A 15,487-nucleotide genomic window follows, 5' to 3' on the forward strand; every position below is an offset into this window, starting at 1 on the left:
AAGCATGAGCTTGCAGCAGACCCTGGCGGTTTTTGAGTTACTGGATAGTGCCCACATTGACGGGCAGCAGGTCGTGGATCTGTTTACCTCTTATCCTCACGTTATGGCCCGCTTTACCCGCGTCACCGGCCCCAAAGGTCGTACTGATTTTGTGCGCATTGATATCCCGGGTACGGAGGGTAAATCAGGCGGCGGGTCTGCACCGACGCTGGGCATTATTGGTCGCCTGGGTGGCATTGGTGCCCGTCCTGGGCGTATCGGCATGGTATCCGATGCGGATGGCGCAATAGCGGCGATCGCCAGTGCGCTTAAACTGGCGCAGATGCAGAGCAAAGGCGACAGGCTCGCCGGCGACGTAATCATCACTACTCATATCTGTCCCGATGCACCGACACGGCCGCATCAGCCGGTCGATTTTATGGATTCGCCGATTGATGATGTCACCATGAATGATAATGAAGTGGTGGCGGGCGTGGATGCGATTCTGTCGATCGATACCACCAAAGGTAACCGCATTATCAATCACAAAGGATTTGCCCTGTCGCCGACGGTGAAAGAGGGCTATATCCTGCGGGTTTCGGAAGATCTGCTGCGCATTATGGAGATGACCAGCGGCCGTCCGGCGGTGACCTTTCCTATCACTACGCAGGATATTACCCCTTACGGCAACGGTGTTTATCACCTCAACAGCATCCTGCAACCCTCGACCGCCACCGATGTGCCGGTGGTCGGTGTGGCGATCACTGCCGAGTCGGTGGTGCCGGGCTGCGGAACCGGGGCCAGTCATGAGGTGGACATTGCGGCAGCGGCGAAGTTTGCAATTGAGGTGGCGAAGGAGTTTGGTCGTGGAACCTGTCACTTCTATGACGCTGAAGAGTATGCGCGGCTGATTACGCTCTATGGCAGCCTGGCGCACCTGCGCCACCGGAACCACTAAGATGGCGAAATCACTGGCGACCCTGACAATCGGGCAGTCACCACGCAGCGATATTCTGCCGTTGCTGCGTCAGCATCTGCCGGATGCGGTGACCGATCATGCCGGTCTGCTGGATGGACTGGACGCTACTGAGATTGCCGACCACTTCACGCCAGCCGCAGGCGACAGGGTTCTGGTGTCTCGGTTACAGAGTGGCGAACAGGTGCGGCTATCGACGTCGAAGGTGGAGCAGGGATTACAGCGTAAAATCAGCGCGCTGGAGCAGATGGGGTATGACACCATTCTGTTGCTATGCACCGGTGAATTCAGCCAGCTCGTTACCCAGCGTGCGCTGCTGCTGGAGCCGGAACGCATCATTCCTCCGCTTATACGCGCCATGGTGCAGCAGCAGCGGGTCGGGATTGTGGTGCCGGTTGAGGAGCAGATTGTTGAACAGGCTGGCAAGTGGCAGCCACTGCCCGCGCAGCCCTGTTTTGCGGTCGCCAGCCCCTATCAGGGCGATGAGGCAACCTTCTCCGATGCCGCAAACCGCCTGAAAGCGCAGGGCGCAGAGCTGGTGGTGCTTGACTGCATGGGCTATCACCAGCAGCATCGGGCATGGTTACAGCAGCGGCTGGACGTGCCGGTTCTGCTCTCTAATCAGCTGGTAGCCCGACTGGCGGCGGAGCTGCTGCCCTGACGCAGGCGATCACAAACCGCCATCATTTCGCGTGACAGATCAGCGGGTTCCCTTCTACACTGCCTGACACACAACATGTGCTCTGGAGAACTATTATGCTCAACGTAAGTGAGTATTTTGACGGAAAAGTTAAATCTATCGGTTTTGACAGTGCGAGCACCGGCCGTGCCAGCGTGGGCGTGATGGCTGAAGGTGAATACACATTTGGTACCGGCCAGCCGGAAGAGATGACCGTGGTCAGCGGCTCGCTTAAGGTGCTGCTGCCAGGTGAGACCGAGTGGAAATGGTTTGAAGCGGGTTCGGTGTTTAACGTGCCGGGCCACAGCGAATTTCATCTGCAGGTTGGCGAGCCAAGTTCCTATCTCTGCCGTTACCTGAAAGATAAAGATTAAAAAAGGGCCGCTAAGCGGCCCTTTTTGACAACTTCTGACCCGAACCGTGGTGGGATCATGCCCCAGCTCAGGGAACAGGGTCAGATCGGAAAGACGCTAAAGCCAATCCCTGGCCGCTCGGCCCGCGCGATTACGCACCTCATCCCTGAGGTGCGCCCGTTGCCGGGCCAACGCGTTGCGTTGTTCAAAAACGCTCCCGGCGTTTTTGTCCATGGCGCGGGACGCTTTCCTCTTCTGACCCTGTTCCCAGCGCTTTATGCTTTTCCGCTGCTGTCAGATCGACCTTGTTAGCATAGGTGCTTAAATGGCCGCTAAGCGACCATTTTTTTGGCATAAAACGTTTTTTCTGGCAACCCTGCCTGTTGAATTAACGCTGGGCTTCGCCGCCTAACGCTTCCACCAGATTGCTGGTCAGTGCCGCCAGTTCGCTGGTCATCAGAATAAAGTCTGCATCAAAGCGCTGGGCAAAATCTTCGCGATCGATATCGTCGTTCTGGTCGCGCAGCGTGTCGCTGAACTTCAGACGTTTTACCGAACCGTCATCCGCCAGCACGAACTGAATGCGCTCCTGCCAGTCGAGTGCCAGTTTGGTCACTACCTTACCGGCTTCGATATGGTTGGCGATCTCGTCACACACCAAATCCTGTTTCTTACAGCGGATGACGCCGCCATCTTCCAGCAGGGCTTTCAGCTCCGCTTCATCCATCAGCGCAAACCCGGCTGGCAGGTCGCCAGAACGTACCCATTGGGTCAGCGTCAGCTCAATCGGATTTTCCAGCGTCAGCGGCACCACCGGCAGTGAACCCAGGCTTTTGCGCAGCAGCGCCAGAGTATCTTCCGCTTTTTTCGCGCTGGCACAGTCCACCATAATCAGGTTATTGACCGTGTCGATCCACAGATAAGTCTGGCTGAAACGGCTGAAGGCGCGCGGCAGCAGGCTGTGCAGCACTTCATCTTTCAGCGAATCTTTTTCGGTCTTTTTGAGCTTGCGGCTCTGCTCAGATTCCAGCTTGTCGATTTTCGCTTCCAGCGCCTGTTTCACGACCGGCGACGGCAGGATTTTCTCCTCTTTGCGGGCGCAAATCACAATCTGGCCTTTGTTCTCGTGGGTCAGCGCATCGCTGCGGTTACCCATCGGCGGGACCCAGCCGGTCTTGCTCATATCCTGACTGCCACACGGTGAAAACGTGAAGGCGTCGAGCTGTTTTTCCATCTCATCTGCGGACAACGGAATGTCACGATTCAGACGATAAACCATCATATTTTTAAACCACAACATCGGGATTCCTTACCGGGGCGCGATCGGGCGCACAAGTCTGCGAGAGTCAGCGCGCATGATAGCGAAACATCGGAGTGGTTTCATTGCCTTTAAGGCAGCCGCCTTCTACTGTATCTCTCACCTGAACGAATAACGAGGACGTAACCTTGCGCATAGGCATAGATCTGGGTGGCACCAAGACAGAAGTGATTGCATTGTCGGATAAGGGACAGGAGCTGTTCCGCCATCGGGTGAATACCCCGCGTGACGACTATCAGGCCACGGTGCAGGCGATTGTCGATCTGGTCACACTGGCCGAGCAGAAAACCGGCGAGACCGGTACGGTCGGCCTTGGGATCCCTGGCTCGCTTTCGCCCTTCAGTAAGCGGGTGAAAAATGCCAACTCCACCTGGCTCAACGGCCAGCCGCTGGATAAAGATCTGGCTCAGGCGCTGAACCGGGAAGTGCGCATCGCCAACGATGCTAACTGCCTGGCCGTGTCGGAAGCGGTTGATGGGGCGGGAGCCGGACAGTCGCTGGTGTTTGCCGTGATCATCGGCACCGGGTCGGGCGCGGGAGTGGCGATCAACGGGGAATCGCGCATCGGTGGCAATGGCAATGCTGGCGAGTGGGGCCACAATCCGCTGCCGTGGATGGATGAAGATGAGCTGCGCTACCGCCAGGAAGTGCCCTGTTATTGCGGGCAGCAGGGCTGCATCGAGACCTTTGTTTCCGGCACCGGTTTTGGTATCGACTATCAGCGGCTGAGCGGCGTGCATCGCAAAGGCGCAGAGATCGTTTCGCTGCTGGCACAGCAGGATCCGATCGCCGAACTGGCGATGAGCCGCTATGAGCTGCGGCTGGCCAAATCACTGGCGCAGGTGGTGAACCTGATCGATCCCGACGTGATCGTGCTGGGTGGCGGGATGAGCAATGTGGATCGTCTCTATCAGACCGTGCCGGTGCTGATGAAGAAGTGGGTGTTTGGCGGGGAGTGTGAAACGCCGGTGCTGAAGGCACAGCATGGCGACTCCAGCGGCGTGCGTGGTGCGGCGTGGCTCTGGCCGCTTAACGGCTGATGCCGTTTCTGCCTGCGGTTCAGCACCTGAAGGTCGGGCGCTGAACCGTTAACCTGTGGCGCAGCATCCTGCCGCGCCGCGGTTATTCTCCAGCCAGCATCGTGTCCTGCGGTGCCCGATCGCGCTGCGCTTTGGTGGCGAGGAAGTAGAGATAGCCGACCACCATGATGGCGACAAACAGCGCGCCAATCACCGGATTAAACCACAGCATCGCCAGCAGGCAGCCGACTGACAGCAGCAGGGCGATGCCCGGCACAATCGGATAACCCGGCGCGCGGAAGCTGCGCACCATCTCGGGCGCGCTGCGGCGCAGTTTAAACAGGCTCAGCATGCTCATGATGTACATCACAATCGCGCCAAACACCGCCATGGTGATCATCGCTGCCGTCAGCGTCATCCCCTGCAGATTAATCACGCCATCGCTGTAAATCGCCGCGATGCCCAGCAAGCCGCCGACAATAATTGCGCGATGGGGGGTCTGAAAACGCGACAGCTTTGCCAGCGAAGGGGGCAGATAGCCCGCGCGGGCCAGGGCAAAAAACTGCCGTGAGTAGCCGAGAATGATGCCGTGGAAGCTGGCAATCAGGCCAAACAGCCCAATCCACACCAGCATATGCATCCAGTTAGAGTGTTCGCCAACGATCATTTTCATCGCCTGCGGCAGCGGATCGTTAATGTCAGCAAGTTTGCGCCAGTCACCTGCGCCGCCTGCCATCAGCATCACGCCAATTGCCAGCACCACCAGCGTCAGGATCCCGCTGATATAGGCACGGGGAATGGTCCGGGTGGGATCTTTCGCCTCTTCAGCCGCCATCGCGGCGCCTTCAATAGCAAGGAAAAACCAGATGGCGAAAGGAATGGCGGCGAAAATGCCGGAGAAGGCGGGCAGTCCGAAGCTGTCGCTGCCCGCCCAGCCGTGCGCAGCAAAGTTTGCCAGGCTGAAGCCAGGCGAGACCACGCCCATAAACACCAGCAGCTCAATGACCGCCAGCACGGTGACAACCAGTTCGAACATCGCTGCCAGTTTTACGCCGAGAATATTCAGCGTCATAAACACCAGGTACGCGCCGACCGCCGCGGTTTTCGGGTTCAGTTCGGGATACTGCACATTGAGATAAGCCCCGATCGCCATGGCGATCGCCGGTGGCGCAAAGACAAACTCAATCAGCGTTGCCAGACCGGCAATCAGCCCGCCGGTTTCGCCAAAGGCGCGACGGCTATAGGCAAAGGGGCCGCCCGCATGGGGGATCGCGGTGGTCAGCTCGGTGAAGCTAAAAATAAAGCAGGTGTAGAGCGTGGCGATCAGCGCCGTGGTCACCAGAAATCCCAGCGTGCCTGCCACAGCCCAGCCGTAACTCCAGCCAAAATATTCGCCTGAGATCACCAGGCCAACCGCAATCCCCCACAGATGCAGGGTGCCCAGCGTGGGCTTGAGTCTGTTTGTCATACTGTTATCCCCGTCGTTGTTGGTCTCACGCGGCGTTTCACCGCCTTAACTACTAAAGTAAGGGGATAATGCCGTTGCATTACTCACCACGACTTGACGCGGGCGCAGTGACTTCTGTCCTCCACGGTCAACTCACAGGCAACAACCTGGCCAGCTGCACGCTGCGGTCAACTTTGTCTCTTCTGAGGTCAAGCAGCTCACCTTCTGGCAACGCATGCTGAGATAACGCAAGTGAAAAGGAGCCGGATGATGAGCGCTAAACAATATGACAACCTGACTGATTCCCAACTCACTCTGATGGCGCAGCAGGCGCTCGCCTGCTATCCCGCCGCACTGCAGGGTCAGCTCAGCCTGCTGTGCCGCTCAGAGAACGCCACGTTCCTGGTGAAAGCGGCAGGCCGGCGTTATGCGCTGCGGCTGCATCGCGGCGATTACCATCAGAAAGCAGATATCCTCAGCGAACTGCTGTGGCTCGATGCATTGCGTGAAACCGGCATTATGGTACCGGAAGCGGTGCCGGACAACGCGGGCGAAACGGTGCTGACGCTGCGGCTGCCGGATGGCAGTGAGCGCTACGTGGTGCTGTTCCACTGGATCGACGGCGAGATGCCGACCACCGACGTTGATCCCCGCGCCTTTCAGCAACTGGGCCAGATTACCGCGCGGCTGCATCAGCACAGCAAACAGTGGCAGCCGCCCGCGGGTTTCCAGCGGATTATCTGGGATCACCACACCATGACCAGCGCTGAGAGTCACTGGGGGCGCTGGCAGGATGCGCCGAATCTGCCTGTTGCCGATCACAGCGTCGTCGAACAGACGATTGCGCAGGTCGGCGCGGCGATGGCGCAGTTTGGTAAGGGATCGGATCGCTATGGCCTGATCCACGCCGATCTGCGGCTGACCAATCTGCTGCTGCACAAGGGCGAAACGCGGGTGATCGACTTCGATGACTGCGGACTCGGCTGGTATCTGCACGATCTGGCGGCCGCGATCAGTTTTGTTGAGCATCACCCGCGCGCGCCAGAGTGGATCGATCACTGGATACGCGGTTATGAGCAGGTGGCGCATATCAGCGATGCGGAGATGGCCATGCTGCCCGCACTGCTGATCCAGCGTCGTATTCAGCTCACCGCCTGGGTAGGATCGCATGCTGAAACCGAAATGGCGCGTAGTCTCGGCCCGGCGTGGGCCAGTCACTCGGTCCGCCTCTGCCGCGATTATCTGGAGGGTAAAGCGCTGCCGGTCGGTGTCTGATGCACCAGCGGCGGGCGTGGCTGCGCCGCCGCAGTGCCGGATGCCGTGTCCGCGCGCAGTCCGGACCGCCCGCAGGCGGGGCTTAGCGACCTGGTATGGAATTTGCTCTGATCTCAGGAACGGGTGATCCACCTGACTTCTGACTGAGGCGACCATGAATCCGACACTGATCAAGCCCAATGCGTTTGCGGCCTGCTCTGCCGCGGCAGGGACAGGCAATCACGGCGTACTGGCAGCGGCGGCGACCGGCTTAAGCGAGTTTATTCATACTCAGGGCGGCGATGTTGATCGCATATTTGGCATCAGCGGCATCGATCCGGAACGTCTGGCCAGTCCGACGCTAAGCCTGGGGCTGGTGAACTACTGTCGGGTGCTGGAAGAGGCGGCGCGCCACTCTGGTTTTGATAACTTCGGTTTGCACTACGGCAGGCAGTTTAAACCGCAGTCATTAGGCCTGATCGGCTACATTGGCTTGTGCTCCGCCACGCTGGAACAGGCGCTGCACAATGTGGTTAACGCGTTTCCCTGGCATCAGCACGACACCTTAACCCGGCTGGTGGATAAAGGAGAGTGCTGGCGGCTCGACTATCAGGTGCGCCACGGGGCTATTCTGTCGCGCCGTCAGGATGCCGAGCTGACGCTGGGGATGTTTATGAATCTGATCCGGCACGTCGCGGGCAGACACTGGGCGCCGAGCGAAGTCCATTTCGAGCATCCGCGTCCCGGCCAGTGGCACGATCACTGCAAAGTGTTTGATGCGCCGGTCTGGTTCGATCAGCCGTTTAATTCGCTGGTGATCCCGAAACGCGATCTGCTGCGCGCGATGCCGGAGAGCGATCCGATCCTGTTGATGGTGATGCAGGATGCGATACGGCGGCTGAACCGCGGGACGTCTCAGCAGAGCATGATTGATCAGGCGCGTTCGCAGGTTAATTTATCGCTGATGCAGGGCGAGCCGGTGCTGGAAGAGGTGGCGGATAAACTCGGGCTGTCGAGCTGGTCACTACAGCGGCGGCTGCGCGAAGAGGGCAGCAGCTTTACTGCGCTGGTGGATCAGGTGCGCTGCGAAATGGCGACGTACTATCTGCAGCAGAAGCAGCTGCCGATCTCGGAGATGGCGCTGCTGCTGGGCTACTCGGAAGTCAGCGCGTTCTCACGCGCATTTCGCCGCTGGTTTGGCATCAGTCCGCGCCAGTGGCGCCAGGAAGGTCTGGCCAGCTAACCACGCGGCGCAAAGCCAAACCACGCCGGTTGTCCCGGCTCCGGCGGCGGGGGCAGATCGCGCGTTTGTGCCACCAGCTGCCAGGCACGCAGGCAGAGCGCCTCATCCCCCTGAGTCTGCGTCACGGCATAATGTCTGCTGTGTTGTTGCCACTCCATCCGTACCAGACATTGCTGACCGGCGTAACGCGCCGCATCAGTAAACTGTCGATTCAGTACCGGCTGCATTTGATTAGTCCAGTGACAGGATTTGCTGTCCGGATCCTTCGCAGGCTCACACAGGTTTGCCACGCTATCCCGTTGCTTTGTCAAAGGTTGCTGACAGGCGCTGAGCGCCATTGCAATAATCACACCTGGCAATACTCTCACTATTGTATTAATTAAATTCATTAAATTAGCCACTTTTTTCTAAAGATCTTCCGGTCTGCTGCCGACAGTCTACAGACCGGCCTGCTGAATGCTATGGCATTCCTCCGACTGTCGGCAGAACCAGAATTTACCGCCCCTGTGCGGATGATGTCTTTTTTCACTTCATGGATTAGAAATGCAGAAAAAATATGCCTTTGCGGCACTCTCCTTGTTAACCACCTCGCTAATCAGCGGCTGTGCTACCGAATCTTCCCGTGCTATTCAGGCTCCGCAGGTTCGTGCAGCCAGCCAGCCGGTTTATCAGGGCGTGCGCAGCCCGATTGCGGTAGGTCAGTTCGATAACCGCTCCTCGTACATGAACGGCATCTTCTCTGATGGTGTCGATCGGCTGGGTAATCAGTCGAAAACCATTCTGATTACCCATCTGCAGCAGACCAATCGCTTCAGCGTGCTGGATCGCAGCAATCTGAAAGAGTTGCAGCAGGAGTCAGACTTCAAACGCAGCCAGCAGAATATCAAAGGCGCGAACTACATCATCACCGGTGATATTACCGAGTTTGGCCGCAAAGAAGTGGGCGATCAGCAGCTGTGGGGCATTCTGGGCCGCGGCAAAACCCAGATCGCCTATGCCAAAGTGAATCTCAACGTGGTGGATGTCACTACCTCTGAAGTGGTTTACAGCACCCAGGGTGCAGGCGAGTACCAGCTTTCGGCGCGTGAAGTGATCGGCTTTGGCGGCACCAGCAGCTATGACTCGACGCTGAACGGCAAAGTGATGGATCTGGCGATTCGCGAAGCGGTCGATCATTTAGTGGATGGAATCAACAACGGCGCATGGCGTCCGGCTAAATAAGGAAACAGTAAATGAAAATGATGACACTGAGCAGCCTGCTGATGGCAGCGGCGCTGCTGGCCGGCTGTGCGCCAAAAGCGCCGAAAACGATCTACTACTGGGGCGACTATCAGGAACAGATTTATAGCTACTATCAGCAAAGCGGCGATCCGCTGAAGCAGATCGATGCGCTGAGTCTGGATGTGGAAAAAGCCCGTGCTGCGGGTCAGCCCGTACCGCCAGGCCTGCATGCGCAGCTCGGCCTGCTCTACGCTAAAACCGGTGATACCAATAAAGCGTTTGGTCAGTTCGCCACCGAGAAGCAGCTGTTCCCCGAATCAGCACCTTACATGGATTTTCTGATGAGTAAAAAACAAGGAGTGGTACAGTGAAAAAATGGATTGCCCTGAGCGGCGCGCTGATGGTGCTGTTGCTGACTGGCTGTGCGCAGCCAAAAAAACCGTACGACTACACTGCGTTTCGTGCCAGCAAGCCTGCCTCGATTCTGGTGCTGCCTGCCGCTAACACCTCGCCGGATATCAACGCCGCTCACAGCCTGAACTCGCTGGTGACGCGTCCGCTGGCCGAAGCCGGTTACTACGTCTTCCCGGTGGCGGTGGTTGAAGAGACCTTTCATCAGAACGGCCTGACCAGCGCCAGCGACGCCCAGGCGGTCAGCGCGAAACGTCTGAATGAGATCTTCCACGCCGACAGCGCGCTCTATATCTCGATCAGCGACTATGGCAGCAGCTATCGGGTGATCGACAGCGTGACCACCGTGACCGCCAAAGCACGGCTGGTGGATTTACGCAGCGGCAAAGAGATCTGGCAGGGTTCCGCTACCGCTACCGACAATGATCAGGGCAATAATAACAACAACGGCGTGATTGGTATTCTGGTCAGCGCGGCGATCAAGCAGATTTCCGACAACGTCACTGACAAAGCCCATACCGTGGCCGGACTGACCAGCAATCGTCTGCTGTCACAGAACGAGCAGGGCGGATTACTTACCGGCCCTCGCTACAAAGTCGTCAGCGCCCGCTGATCAGACTCAGACGGGCGCTCTGGCGCCCATTATCCCTGCGGCAATTCCAGCTGGCTGTACCCTAATCCATTCATCTTGCGCACTTTAATCTGCACCGGGATACGCTCTTTCATCGCTTCCACGTGGCTGATCACCCCGATGGTTTTGCCGCTGGCGTTCAGCGCGTCGAGGGCATCCAGCGCGGTGTCCAGCGTCTGGGCATCCAGCGTGCCGAACCCCTCATCCAGAAACAGCGATTCGATGCGCGTTTTGTGGCTGACCAGATCCGATAACGCCAGCGCCAGCGCCAGACTGACCAGGAAACTCTCGCCACCTGACAACGTGCGGGTATCGCGAGCCGCGTCGGCCTGCCAGGTATCGACGACATCCAGCTCCAGCAGATCCTGCGCCCGGCGCTGCAGCAGATAACGGCCATGCAGCCGATCGAGCTGACGGTTGGCAAGCGCTACCAGATGATCCAGCGTTAACCCCTGGGCGAAGCGCCGGAATTTATCGCCGCTAGCGGAGCCGATCAGATCGTTGAGCAGGCTCCACTGCGCCAGCACAACACCATCCTGTTCAATCTGCGTCATCAGGCTCTGTTGTCGGGCGCGGAGGCTGGCGTCGCTGTGCAGCTGCTGCTGAATCTGACCCTGCTGGCTGGCGTTGTCGCGCAGGGCCAGCCGTAACTGCTCCAGCTGCTGCGCCAGTGCTTCGGCGGATTCCGGCATCGCATCGGGTTTCGCCTGCTGATGAACGCTGAGCCGCTGCTGCAGATCCGCTAGTCGCGCCTGCTGCTGCTGGCATTGCTGATCGAGTTGCTGCAGTTGCTGACGCAGTTGCAGCGCGGTCTGCTCATCCAGCAGCGCCGCGCGCAGGCTGGCTTCATCGGTAAATCCGGCGCTCTCCAGTGCCTGCTGCAGCGTGCTTTCCGCCTCTGCCAGTTTGCCGCTGAGCGTCTGACGCTGATTTTCCAGCCCCGACAGCTCACCCTGCAGGCGACTGACCTCGGCCTGCGCCTGTTGCAGGGCGGTGAGCTGCTGTGCCAGCTGTTCATCAGTGTGCTGAACGCGGGCCTGCAGCAGCTGACGGGCGTGGGCGACATCGCGATCGCCAAACAGCGCCAGACGCTGCTGACGCATTTCGCTGAGCTGCGTCTGGCTCTGCTGCTGCTGCTGCTGACGGGTGGCGAGCTGCTGCTGTTCCTGCTCTGCCTGTTGTTGCAGGGCAGTGAGCTGGGTTTCCCCTTTTAACAGCTTCGGCTGCAGGTTAGCGAGCAACTGCTCACTTTCCTGCCAGCGCTGCCAGCGCCGCTGTTGCTCCGCCAGCCACGCATCGCGATCGGCAGCATCGGGCAGGGCAAGATGGTGCGCGCTGAACTGCTGCTCCAGACGGCTCTGCAACTGCTCCCAGGCCTGCTGTTCCTGCTGCTGACGCTGTTGCAGCGCATCCAGTGCCTGTTGCAGGCTGGTCAGCGACTGCTGCGCCAGCTGTTCGGCCTGCTGGTGCTGCTGCCAGGCCTGTAGCTGCTGAAGATGGTGATCTTTCGCAGCCTGACGCGCCTGTTCAGCGGCCTCCTGAGCCTGTCGCTGCTGCTCAAGCTGACTTTCACGGTCGCTTTGCTGCTGCTGCCACGTGGCTAAGGCCTCGCGATCGGCAAGCGGGATGGTAAGTGCCAGCTCACCGCTCAGCGCCTGCCATTGCTGCTCAAGCTGCTCAAGCTGTTGCTGCATCCCGGCGATTTCATCGCGCAGGGCCTGCTGCTGCACTACTGACTGCTTCAGCTGTTCATTTTTTGCCGTGCCCGCTTCACGCAGTGCCTCGGTTTGCTGCTGCAGCGCAGCCCGGCGCTGCTGGTTAGCACTCACTTCCAGTGTGCTGTAGGCCTCAACGGCGGGATGGGTGCAGGAGCCGCACAGCGGGCAGGGCTGATCGGCGGTGAGCCGGGCGCGGTAATCGCTGAGGTCGACAATCTGCTGCTCCAGCGCGCAGATTTTTTCGACATCATCCAGCTGCTGTTTTTCGCGTTTCCACGTCTCGCGCAGGCTCTGGAGTTCCGCTTCACTCTGCTGATGCGCTTTTTCCAGCGCGCTCAGCCTTTGCTGGCGCTGGCCCAGCTGCTGGTGCAGCGGCTGCCACTGCGTTGAGAGCAGCAGCAGTTGCTGACGCGCCGGACGGCTGTTCTGCAACTGGCTTAATGCCTGCCGCAGTGCGGCAGGCGGATGCTGCTCCTGAAGCGAAGTGAGTACCTGCTCCGCCTGCGACAGCGCCTGGCGGGCCTGTTGCTCTGACAACTGGCGCGGCAGTGCCTGTTGTGCCTCTTGTTGCTGTTTCGCCTGTTGCGCATCGATCTGTTGCTGCTGCTGTTCGCGCTGTTGCGTCAGTCCCGCCAGTGTCGCCTCACGCTGTGCCAGCAGGGCAAAGTTCTCCTGCCATACCGGCAGCGAAGCGCCCCAGTGCGCCAGATCGGCCAGCTGCTCACGTAACTGATGCTGTTCGGCAATCGCCTGCTGCCAGGCCGCGACCTGCTGCTTCTGCTGCGTCAGGCTGGCCTGGGTCTGGTCGGCATGCTGCTGCTGCCGGGCATTTTCCTGCTGCTGCTCTGCAAGCTGTTGCTGCAGCGTCGTGATGTGCTGATCCAGCGGCAGCACCTGTTCCGTCAGCAGGTTCTCCTGCTGCTGCTGTTCCTGCTGCGCCAGCTGGCGGGCGGTCTGAGCGGCCGCATAATTCTGCTGATGCTGCTGCTGCTGGTTCTGCGCCTGCTGCTGCGCCGCGGTAAGCTGCTGATAGCGGCTCTCAGCCTGCTGCTGTTCACTGCGCAATGCGTCGCGCTGCTGCAGTTTAATCCTCAGTTTTTCAGCCGGTTCGCTGCGAGCCAGCTGCTGGCGGTCGGTTTCAGCCGCCTGTGAGGCGGCCTGCGCCTGCTGCAGCGCCGCTTCAGCCTGCTCACACTCCTGCTGTAACTGCTGTGCCTGTTGCTGCCACTGCTGCTGTTGCTGCGCCTGCTGATAATCCGCGCTGAGCTGCTGTTCAGCCCTGGTCAGATCGCTGAGCTGCTGTTGCAGCGCGTCGCGGGCGTCGCTATCCAGCAGCGCCATCGCTCCCGCCTGGCTGCGCAGCAGATCCAGCTGGGTTTTCGCCTCTTTATGACGCTCGTAGATGGCTGAGGAAATCAGGCCGTAAATTTCGGTGCCGGTCAGCTCTTCCAGCAGTTCGGCGCGTTCACTGGCTTTGGCGTTGAGAAAGGCGGCGAATTGTCCCTGTGACAGCATCATTGAGCGGGTGAAGCGTTCGAAATCCAGTCCGGAGAGGGTTTCGATCAGCTTCAGCTTGTCACCGACCTTATCGGCAACAATGGTGTTGTCGTCACAGCGCGCCAGCTCAACGCGTGGTGCCTGTAGCTTGCCGTCAGCGGTGCCGCGCGCGCGGTTCTGGCTCCAGAAGGCGCGCCAGGCTTCACCTTTGATCTCAAACTCGACCTCAGCCAGACATTCGGCGCAGTCGCGTGTCATCAGCGCATTCTGGCTCTGGGAAATCGCGCCCAGGCGCGGTGTCTGGTGATAGAGCGCCAGGCAGATGGCGTCCAGCAGCGTGGTTTTACCTGCCCCGGTGGCCCCGGTTATCGCAAACAGGCCGTTGCTGGCAAAAGGCTCGGCGCGGAAGTCGATGAACCATTCACCGCGCAGGGCATTGAGGTTTTTAAACCGTAGCGTAAGGATCTTCATTGGGTCTCTTCCATGGCGGCCAGCGTCTGGCGGAACAGGATGATCATCTCGTCGATTTGCGCCGGTTGCAGCTCCTCATCCAGCGCCAGGCGGCGGGCAAAGACCTCTTCCACCTTCAGCTCACTCAGCGTTTCGTTGTCGAGCTGCGCCAGGCTCTGCTGCCGCTGTTCACGGCTGCGGCGCAGCAGCAAGACTTCGACCGGCAGCGTAGCGGTCAGGGTTTCGACCTGACGTTGCAGATCGCTGAGGTACTCCTGAGTGGTGACTTCGATATCGAGCCAGGTCGGTTTTTCCTGCTCTGCCGAACTGAAGGCATTTAGCTGTTCCGCTATCTGCGCCAGCGACCCTTTCAGCACCTGCATCGGCTGCGCCTGTGGCACCATCAGCGGCGTGACTGACTGCAGGCCGCTGGCCGCCAGTTCCAGCAGGAAGACGCTTTTTTCAGTCCCCAGCTCATCAAAGCTCAGCGGAATCGGCGAGCCGCTGTAGCGGATATGCTCGCTGCCCGCCACGCGCTGGGCGCGATGAATATGGCCGAGCGCAATATAATCAGCAGCGGGAAACGCGCTGGCGGGAAACGCATCCAGCGTGCCGATATAGATGTCACGCACTGAATCGCTCTGGCTGACGCCAACGGTGGTGAGATGCCCGGTAGCAATGACGGGCAGCGCATAGCCCAGCGCCTGGGCGGCGGCGAAACGCTGCTGATAGTGGTGGGCAATCGCCTCCAGCAGCGAGGTCTGCTTGTCGCGTCCCGACTGACCCGCCCGGCTGCGCAGGATATCGCGCGGGCGCAGATAGGGAATGGCGCACAGCAGGGCACCCGGCTCGCCCTGGCGGGTGTTGAGCAGCAGCACATCATCCTGCGCCTGCGGTGTAGCGATTACCCGCGTGTTGAGACAGGCCAGCAGTTCGCGTGACTCGTTCAGCGTTGCCACGGAATCGTGGTTACCCGCCAGCACAATCAGCTGACAGCCCGCAGGCTGCAGCGCCACCACGAAGCGGTTAAACATCTCGCGGGCGTAGCTGGGCGGCGTGCCGGTATCAAACAGGTCGCCTGCAATAATCAGCGCATCCACCTGATGCTGTTCAATCTGGATCAACAGCCAGTCGAGAAACGCCTGATGTTCCGCCGCCCGACTTTTGTTGTAGAAGAACTGCCCCAGATGCCAGTCCGCAGTATGAATGATGCGCATGATGAGTCCCTGCCGTTGTGATTCGCCGGGCGATTATACTGGCTCTGCGGCCAAAGCAAAAAAATGTCGCTGCG

At 59.4% G+C, this 15,487-nt stretch carries 14 protein-coding genes; 9 read left to right on the forward strand and 5 right to left on the reverse strand.

The window, feature by feature from the left end:
* The first annotated feature begins 4 nt into the window (after nucleotides 1-4).
* The 3 genes from FA92_RS02700 (at nucleotide 5) to ppnP (ending at nucleotide 2,008) form a co-directional block, all read left to right on the forward strand.
* Nucleotides 5-937, forward strand: coding sequence for a DUF1177 domain-containing protein (locus FA92_RS02700; RefSeq protein WP_033782012.1), 933 nt, complete (start codon nucleotides 5-7; stop codon nucleotides 935-937).
* 1 nt (nucleotide 938) lies between these two features.
* Nucleotides 939-1,616: an AroM family protein gene (locus FA92_RS02705; RefSeq protein WP_033782013.1), complete on the forward strand. Its 678-nt coding sequence runs from the start codon at nucleotides 939-941 to the stop codon at nucleotides 1,614-1,616.
* 95 nt (nucleotides 1,617-1,711) lie between these two features.
* Nucleotides 1,712-2,008: a pyrimidine/purine nucleoside phosphorylase gene (ppnP, locus tag FA92_RS02710; RefSeq protein WP_013356948.1), complete on the forward strand. Its 297-nt coding sequence runs from the start codon at nucleotides 1,712-1,714 to the stop codon at nucleotides 2,006-2,008.
* A 367-nt stretch (nucleotides 2,009-2,375) separates the two neighbouring features.
* Here ppnP and rdgC read toward each other — a convergent pair whose 3' ends face one another.
* Nucleotides 2,376-3,287 (reverse strand): recombination-associated protein RdgC, encoded by a 912-nt coding sequence (gene rdgC, locus FA92_RS02715; RefSeq protein ID WP_033782014.1) that lies wholly within the window; start codon nucleotides 3,285-3,287, stop codon nucleotides 2,376-2,378.
* A gap of 146 nt (nucleotides 3,288-3,433) precedes the next feature.
* On the opposite strand from rdgC, the gene mak reads away from it, so the two are divergent.
* Nucleotides 3,434-4,345, forward strand: a complete 912-nt coding sequence (mak, locus tag FA92_RS02720; RefSeq protein ID WP_013356950.1) for a fructokinase — start codon at nucleotides 3,434-3,436, stop codon at nucleotides 4,343-4,345.
* 82 nt (nucleotides 4,346-4,427) lie between these two features.
* Here the strand turns inward: mak and eat are convergent, their stop codons facing one another.
* Nucleotides 4,428-5,792 (reverse strand): ethanolamine permease, encoded by a 1,365-nt coding sequence (gene eat / locus FA92_RS02725; protein WP_033782015.1) that lies wholly within the window; start codon nucleotides 5,790-5,792, stop codon nucleotides 4,428-4,430.
* Nucleotides 5,793-6,041: 249 nt separating this feature from the next.
* On the opposite strand from eat, the gene FA92_RS02730 reads away from it, so the two are divergent.
* Both FA92_RS02730 and FA92_RS02735 read left to right on the forward strand, forming a co-directional pair.
* Nucleotides 6,042-7,046 carry a phosphotransferase gene (locus FA92_RS02730; protein ID WP_033782016.1) on the forward strand — a complete coding sequence of 335 codons (1,005 nt, stop codon included), beginning with the start codon at nucleotides 6,042-6,044 and terminating at the stop codon, nucleotides 7,044-7,046.
* Between the two features lie 154 nt (nucleotides 7,047-7,200).
* Nucleotides 7,201-8,268, forward strand: coding sequence for an AraC family transcriptional regulator (locus FA92_RS02735; protein ID WP_033782017.1), 1,068 nt, complete (start codon nucleotides 7,201-7,203; stop codon nucleotides 8,266-8,268).
* On the opposite strand, the gene FA92_RS02740 is transcribed toward FA92_RS02735, so the two are convergent.
* A complete protein-coding gene (locus tag FA92_RS02740) occupies nucleotides 8,265-8,657 on the reverse strand; it encodes a cell envelope integrity TolA C-terminal domain-containing protein (protein WP_033782018.1) in 393 nt (130 codons plus the stop codon). The two genes, FA92_RS02735 and FA92_RS02740, sit on opposite strands and share 4 nt — an antisense overlap.
* A 154-nt stretch (nucleotides 8,658-8,811) precedes the next feature.
* On the opposite strand from FA92_RS02740, the gene FA92_RS02745 reads away from it, so the two are divergent.
* The 3 genes from FA92_RS02745 to FA92_RS02755 are packed head-to-tail and all read left to right on the forward strand — an operon-like array spanning nucleotide 8,812 to nucleotide 10,513.
* Nucleotides 8,812-9,489, forward strand: coding sequence for a CsgG/HfaB family protein (locus tag FA92_RS02745; protein WP_013356955.1), 678 nt, complete (start codon nucleotides 8,812-8,814; stop codon nucleotides 9,487-9,489).
* Nucleotides 9,490-9,500: 11 nt separating this feature from the next.
* The gene (locus tag FA92_RS02750) at nucleotides 9,501-9,860 is read left to right on the forward strand and encodes a DUF4810 domain-containing protein (protein ID WP_013356956.1); all 360 of its coding nucleotides are present in this window, start codon (nucleotides 9,501-9,503) and stop codon (nucleotides 9,858-9,860) included.
* Nucleotides 9,857-10,513 (forward strand): DUF799 domain-containing protein, encoded by a 657-nt coding sequence (locus tag FA92_RS02755; RefSeq protein ID WP_013356957.1) that lies wholly within the window; start codon nucleotides 9,857-9,859, stop codon nucleotides 10,511-10,513. Before FA92_RS02750 ends, FA92_RS02755 begins: the two co-directional genes overlap by 4 nt.
* A gap of 29 nt (nucleotides 10,514-10,542) precedes the next feature.
* Here FA92_RS02755 and FA92_RS02760 read toward each other — a convergent pair whose 3' ends face one another.
* Complete coding sequence (locus FA92_RS02760) at nucleotides 10,543-14,217, reverse strand: AAA family ATPase (protein ID WP_033782020.1); 3,675 nt, start codon at nucleotides 14,215-14,217, stop codon at nucleotides 10,543-10,545.
* Nucleotides 14,214-15,413, reverse strand: coding sequence for an exonuclease subunit SbcD (gene sbcD / locus FA92_RS02765; RefSeq protein ID WP_033782022.1), 1,200 nt, complete (start codon nucleotides 15,411-15,413; stop codon nucleotides 14,214-14,216). The genes FA92_RS02760 and sbcD overlap by 4 nt, the downstream gene beginning before the upstream one ends.
* Nucleotides 15,414-15,487 lie beyond the last annotated feature (74 nt).

Origin of the sequence: Pantoea sp. 9140 (genome assembly GCF_000745295.1) — a bacterium.
Classification (GTDB): domain Bacteria; phylum Pseudomonadota; class Gammaproteobacteria; order Enterobacterales; family Enterobacteriaceae; genus Pantoea; species Pantoea vagans.